General features: G+C 72.3%; 3 protein-coding genes. 1 reads left to right on the forward strand and 2 read right to left on the reverse strand.

The window, feature by feature from the left end:
- Nucleotides 1-1,106: 1,106 nt before the first annotated feature.
- Nucleotides 1,107-3,686, reverse strand: a complete 2,580-nt coding sequence (locus AB0D49_RS17610; protein ID WP_362757983.1) for an FtsX-like permease family protein — start codon at nt 3,684-3,686, stop codon at nt 1,107-1,109.
- A complete protein-coding gene (locus AB0D49_RS17615) occupies nt 3,683-4,471 on the reverse strand; it encodes an ABC transporter ATP-binding protein (protein ID WP_362757985.1) in 789 nt (262 codons plus the stop codon). Before AB0D49_RS17615 ends, AB0D49_RS17610 begins: the two co-directional genes overlap by 4 nt.
- Before the next feature lie 512 nt (nt 4,472-4,983).
- Here AB0D49_RS17615 and AB0D49_RS17620 point away from each other — a divergent pair.
- The gene (locus AB0D49_RS17620) at nt 4,984-6,525 is read left to right on the forward strand and encodes an MFS transporter (RefSeq protein ID WP_362757987.1); all 1,542 of its coding nucleotides are present in this window, start codon (nt 4,984-4,986) and stop codon (nt 6,523-6,525) included.
- Nucleotides 6,526-6,555: the final 30 nt, after the last annotated feature.

The raw sequence follows: 6,555 nt of genomic DNA on the forward strand, positions 1-6,555 counted from the left end.
TGGCCGCCGTTCGGCGGCCCGCGGGCGCCCTGAGCCGCCTGTCGGCGGCCCGCGGGCACCACGAAGGGCCCGGCACGCGTCACGGGCCGGGGGTTCTCCAGCGTACGACGCGCCACCGACACTCGCCGGGGCGCCGGGAAAGCGCCCGGCGCGCACGCCCCGCCCCGCCCGCCCCTCCCGACCGCCCGCCCGCCCCGGAACCCGCCGGACGGGGCACCGCGCGGGACCCCGCACGGGTCGGCGGTTCAGCCCCTGGAGGACCGGAACCCACCGGATCGGCCACCGGATCGGCCACCGGATCAGCCACCGAACCGGCCACCGCATCAGCCACCGAACCGGACCCCGCGTGGCCCCCGCACCGGCCACCGGATCAGCCCCCAGAGGACCGGACCCACCGGACCGGGTCCCACGCGGGGACCCCGGACGCGGGCCACCGGATCAGCCCCGGGACGGCCGGAACCCACCGAAACGGCCGCCACGCAGGACCCCACACCACCCACCGGACCGGGTCCCACGCGGGGACCCCGCACCGCTCGGGTCCCGCGCGGGCCCCCGCACCGCTCGCCGCATCAACCCCCCGCAAGACCGGACCCACCAGACCGGCCCCACCAGACCGGCCCCCGCGCGGCCCTCCGCACCGGACCGCGAACCCCGGCACCGGCCCCCGCGAGCTGCCCCTGGCGCATCCCCAGGAACACCCCCCAGAACACCCCCCAGAAACAGCCCGCGGCCCCGGTGAACGCTCACTGCGTTCACCGGGGCCGTTCCCCCGCAACCCCCGTATGCGGTGGCCATGCGCCCGCCCGCTCCCCCGGGACTCCCGGGCCCCCTGCCCCCGGGACTCCCGGTCCGACCGGGCGGGATCAGCCGGACCGGATCAGCCTGGCCGGACGAGCCGGACCGGATCAGCCTGGCCGGACGAGCCGGACCAGATCAGCCTGGCCGGACTGCCCCGGTCCGGATCAGCCCAGCCAGATCGACCCGACCCGGATCAGCCCCAGCCAGACCGACCCGGACCAGATCAGCCCAGCCAGCCAGACCCGAACCAGACCACCCGAACCAGACCACCCGGACCAGATCAGCCGGACCAAATCACCCGGACCAAATCAATCCGTAGCAATCGCGTTCAGCACATTCATCCGCCCCGCCCGAAACGCCGGGATCAGCGCCGCGAACAGTCCGACGAAGGCCGATCCGATGAAGACCCCGATGATCGTCGGCCACGGGATCTCCAGGACGTTCAGCCCCTCCAGCGCGAGCAGCTTCTGCGCGGTCGCGCCCCAGCCCATGCCGAGCCCGAGGCCGAGCAGCGCGCCGAACAGGGCGATCACCACCGACTCCAGCCGGATCATCCGCCGAAGCTGCCTGCGGGAGAGACCGATCGCCCGCATCAGACCGATCTCCCGGGTGCGCTCCACCACCGACAGGGCGAGGGTGTTCACCACGCCGAGGACGGCGACGATGATCGCCAGCGCCAGCAGCCCGTAGATCATGTTCAGCAGCTGGCCGACCTGGTCCTGGATGGCCTCCTTGAAGTCGCTCTGGTCCCGGACCGTGTACTGCGGATAGTCGTGCAGGGCGGACTCAAGAGCCTTGTACACGTCCGCCGCCCGGCCGTCCTCGGCGGAGCCGAAGAGGATCTGGTCCAGCGGCATCTTGTCGGCCGGGACGTACTTAGCGAGGGTGTCGATGGAGGTGTACATCGCGCCCTGGTCGATGACCCCCTCGCTGCTGGTGATGGCCCGGACGGTGAGCTGCGCGGTGGAGCCGTTGTTGAAGTCGACGCCGATCTTCGAGCCGAGGCGGATGCCGTGGTCCTGGGCGAACCGTTCGTGCACGGACATCGCGCCGGGCAGATACGCGTCGGACAGCTTGCCCTGGACGGTCTCGACCCTCAGGTCGGTGGCGTAGGTCGGGTCGGCCGCGGTGATCGCGGTGTTCTTCAGCGTCTGGCCGTCGGGCGTGGCGAAGGTGGCCTTGGTCCACTTGTACTGGGTGACATGGCCGACGCCCTCGGTGTCCCGTACGGCCTGGACGGCCTGCGGGGTGATCAGCTGGCCGGTGTCGCTCTGGATGATGAAGTCGGTGCCGACGCTCTTGTCGAGTTCCTCGGTGGCCGAGGCGACCATGGAGGAGCCGACCACCGACAGACAGGCGACCAGGGCGAGACCGATCATCAGGGCCGCGCCGGTGGCGCCGGTGCGGCGCGGGTTGCGCAGGGCGTTGCGCTCGGCGAGCCGTCCGACCGGGCCGAAGGCGCGCAGCAGGATCGCGCTGAGGACGCGGACCACGGCCCCGGCGAGCAGCGGGCCGATGGCGACGAAGCCGATCAGGGACAGCACGATCCCGCCGCCGAGCCACAGCGAGCCCTGGCTCGCCTTGTCGGCGTCCGCCGCCAGATAGAGGCAGAAGATCCCGCCGCCGGTGAGGAGCGTGCCGACGATGCCGCGGATCACTCCGGCGCGGACGTCCGGCGGGGCCCCGGCGTCGCGCAGCGCGGCCATGGGCGAGACCTTGCCCGCCCGGCGGGCCGGGAGGTAGGCGGCGACGACGGTGACGACGACACCGAGGACCAGGCCGATCACGGGGGTGGTCGCGGCGACGGTGAGGTCGTCGGTGGACAGGTTCATGCCCGCGGCGCCCATCAGCTTCATCAGGCCGACGGCGAGTCCTACACCGCCCGCGACGCCGAGCACCGAGCCGACGATGCCCAGCAGCAGCGCCTCCAGCAGCACGGAGCGGTTGACCTGCTTGCGGGAGGATCCGATGGCCCGCATCAGACCGATCTCCCGGGTGCGCTGGGTGACCAGCATGGAGAAGGTGTTGATGATCAGGAAGACACCGACGAGGAAGGCGATCCCGGCGAAGCCGAGCATGGCGTACTTGATGACGCCCATGAACTCCTGGACGTCGTCGGCGCCCGCGTCGGCGACCTCCTTGGCGGTCTGCACCTGGTAGCCGCCGTCGAGGGCCGCGCTGACGTTCTTCTTCACCGCCGCGTCCGTGAAGCCCGCCGCCGCGGTGACGTTGACGCTGGTGAAGACGTCGCTCTCGCCGACCAGGGCGCGCTGGGCGGTCGGGGTGTCGAGGTAGAAGACCGCCGCGCCCGGGTTGGTGACGGAGAACTCGGCGATGCCGGAGACCTTGGCGGTGTGCGTGCCGACGGCGCTGATCACGGATATCTCGTCGCCGAGCGCCAGATCGTGCTTCTCGGCGGTGTCGCCGTCGACCATGATCTGGTCGGCGCCGCGCGGTGCGGCCCCGGAGGCGATCTTCATGATCCGGGCGTCGTTGGTGTTCCAGTTGCCGACGATGGTGGGGGCGCCCCCGGCCGCGGACAGGTTGTCCTTGTCGGCGTCGACGACGGTCACCGAGGTCGAGGCGACGGCCCCCTCGGCGGACTTCACGCCGTCGGCGCCCGCCACCTCCGTCACCACGGACGCCGGGAGGACCGGCGGCTTGCCGTTGTCGGCGGTGGTCTGCCCGGTGTCCGAGCTGTCCTTGGAGCTGACCGTGACATCGGCGGCGGTGGCCTGGAAGAGCTTGTCGAACGTCGTGTTCATGGTGTCCGTGAACACCAGCGTGCCGCAGACGAAGGCGACCGACAGCAGCACCGCCACCGCCGACAGGGCCATCCGTCCCTTGTGCGCGAGGAAATTGCGCCGGGAGGTCTTCCAGACGGTCATGAGGTGCGCCCCCGGGCGTCGAAGTCCTTCATCCGGTCCAGCACCTGGTCGGCCGTCGGCTGGTACATCTCGTCCACGATCCGGCCGTCGGCGAGGTACAGCACGCGGTCCGAGTAGGAGGCGGCGACCGGGTCGTGGGTGACGATCACGATGGTCTGGCCGAGTTCGTCCACGGACTGGCGCAGGAAGCCGAGGACTTCGGCGCCCGCCCGGGAGTCGAGGTTGCCGGTGGGCTCGTCGCCGAAGATGATCTCGGGCCGGGCGGCCAGCGCGCGGGCCACGGCGACCCGCTGCTGCTGACCGCCGGAGAGCTGGGTCGGACGGTGCTTGAGCCGCCCGGCGAGCCCGACGGTCTCCACGACCCGGTCCAGCCAGGCACGGTCCGGCTTGCGTCCGGCGATGTCCATCGGCAGCGTGATGTTCTCCAGCGCGTTCAGCGTGGGCAGCAGGTTGAACGCCTGGAAGATGAAGCCGATGCGGTCCCGGCGCAGCTGGGTGAGCTTCTTGTCCTTGAGCCCGGTGATCTCGGTGTCGTCCAGGTAGATCTGTCCGCTGGTGACGGTGTCGAGTCCGGCGAGGCAGTGCATCAGGGTGGACTTGCCCGACCCGGAGGGGCCCATGATCGCGGTGAACTGGCCGCGGGCGATGTCCACGTCGACATGGTCGAGCGCGACGACGCGGGTCTCCCCGGCCCCGTACGCCTTCACGACCTGCCGGGCTCGCGCGGCGACGGCCGTACGCCCTCCAGTGCCCCCGTGCCTGGGAATGGTTACAGCCGATGTCACGGTATGTCTCCTAAGTCGGTCATCGTGTGGGCGTCCGGCAGCCGGGGTCGGTGTCCCGGGCCGCGATGCCCTTGAGTCTTCCGGTCGAAGGGGGTGCCGCGCCCTGGTGCCCGGCGCAGTCTTTTACTGAGGAAAACCCCACCCCCGAAGGTGCGGTGAACCGCCTCCGTGCCCCCCAGCGGCGTAAAGCCAGGTTAAGGACGAGGGAGGGGCCCTCTCGTCCTCCGTCGGTACGAACCCTCCCCGACCCCTGGTACCGAGGTACCCCTAGGGGCCCTCCCCCGCCGGGTGGAGGACGTCTCAGGGTCGGCTCCACCTTCCGATGCAGTGAGCCTCCACCCTCCAGTGGCATGAGGGTCAAGTTCCGCAGGGCGTACGGGACATACGGGGCGTACGGCCCGGTGCGCTCTCCCGTGCCCCCGTCCCCTGGTGGGAAGCTGACGCCCGGCAGCGCCGCACGAGGGCACGACGGCCGACGCCGGCCGACGACGGCTACGGGAGGGAACCCCACCGTGGGCAGCACCGGACCCGCGACCAACGGCACGACCCCGGGCACCGACCCCTCCCCCGCGCCTCCCCCGCCCGGCCGGCGCTTCGCGGTGTCCGCCGCGCTGATGCTCTCCATGGCGCTGGCCGCGCTGGACTCCACGATCGTCGCCACCGCCGTCCCGCAGATCGTGGGCGACCTCGGCGGGTTCTCCGTCTTCTCCTGGCTGTTCTCCGGCTATCTGCTGGCCGTGACCGTCTCCCTGCCCCTGTACGGCAAGCTGTCCGACACCTTCGGCCGCAAGCCGGTGCTGATCGTCGGTGCCGTGCTGTTCCTGATCGGCTCCCTGCTGTGCGCGCTGGCCTGGAACATGGCCGCGCTGATCGCCTTCCGGATCGTCCAGGGGCTGGGCGGCGGCGCCCTCCAGGGCACGGTCCAGACGCTGGCCGCCGATCTGTACCCGCTCAGGGAACGCCCCAAGATCCAGGCCAAGCTGTCCACCGTGTGGGCGCTGTCGGCGGTCGCCGGGCCGGGCGTCGGCGGGGTGCTCGCCGCGTACGCCGACTGGCGCTGGATCTTCCTGGTCAATCTGCCGGTCGGCGGGCTCGCCCTGTGGCTGATCGTGCGTCATCTGCACGAGCCGCGGCGGACACCGGCGGCCGGGCGTCCACGGGTGGACTGGGCGGGCGCGCTGGCCGTGTTCGCCTGCGGCGGCGCCCTGCTGACCGCCCTGGTGCAGGGCGGGGTCGCCTGGCCGTGGCTGTCCGCCCCGTCCCTGGCGCTGTTCGGCGCCGGAGCCGCGCTGGCCGCGCTCGTGGTGGTCGTGGAGCGGCGCGCGGCCGAGCCGATCATCCCCGGCTGGGTGTGGCGGCGCCGGACGATCGCCGCCGTGAATCTCGCCCTCGGGGCGCTCGGGCTGCTGATGGTGGCGCCGGCGGTGTTCCTGCCCATGTACGCGCAGTCCGTGCTCGGGCTCGGACCGGTCGGGGCCGGGGTGGTGCTGTCCGTGTGGACGCTGAGCTGGCCGATATCCGCCGCGCTCAGCCAGCATGTCTACCGGCGCATCGGCTTCCGGGACACCGCGATGATCGGCATGGGCCTGGCCACGCTGCTGCTGTCCGCGTTCCCGTTCCTGCCCTACCCCGGCCAGGCGTGGCAGCCGACGCTGCTCATGCTGCTGCTGGGCGCCGCGCTCGGGCTGTTCCAACTGCCGCTGATCGTGGGGGTGCAGTCCACCGTCGGCTGGGCCGAGCGCGGTACGGCCACCGCGTCGATCCTGTTCTGCCGCCAGACCTTCCAGACGGTCGGCGCGGCCGTGTTCGGGGCGGTCGCCAACGGGGTGCTCGCGGCGCGGCTCGGCGGCGGTGCCGGGGATCTCGACGCCGTCGCCCACGGGCTCGGCACGGGGGCGGTGCCGGAGGCGACCCGCCGGGCCGTCGCCGACGCCGTCCACGCGGTGTACCTGGGCGCGGCGCTCGCGGCGGCCCTCGCCTTCCTGATCCTGCTCACGGTCGCCCCGCGGCGCTTCCCGGTCCTGAAGGAGCCCGCCGCGGAGGACGCCTCCTAGGGACGCCGTCCAGCGGCGCGAAGCCGCCCG

It is taken from the genome of Streptomyces sp. NPDC048290, from assembly GCF_040652095.1.
Taxonomy (GTDB): domain Bacteria; phylum Actinomycetota; class Actinomycetes; order Streptomycetales; family Streptomycetaceae; genus Streptomyces.

Excerpts from the sequence above, each read along its gene's own strand:
- AB0D49_RS17610 (WP_362757983.1), bottom strand. The coding sequence starts at position 3,686 with ATGACCGTCTGGAAGACCTCCCGGCGCAATTTCCTCGCGCACAAGGGA.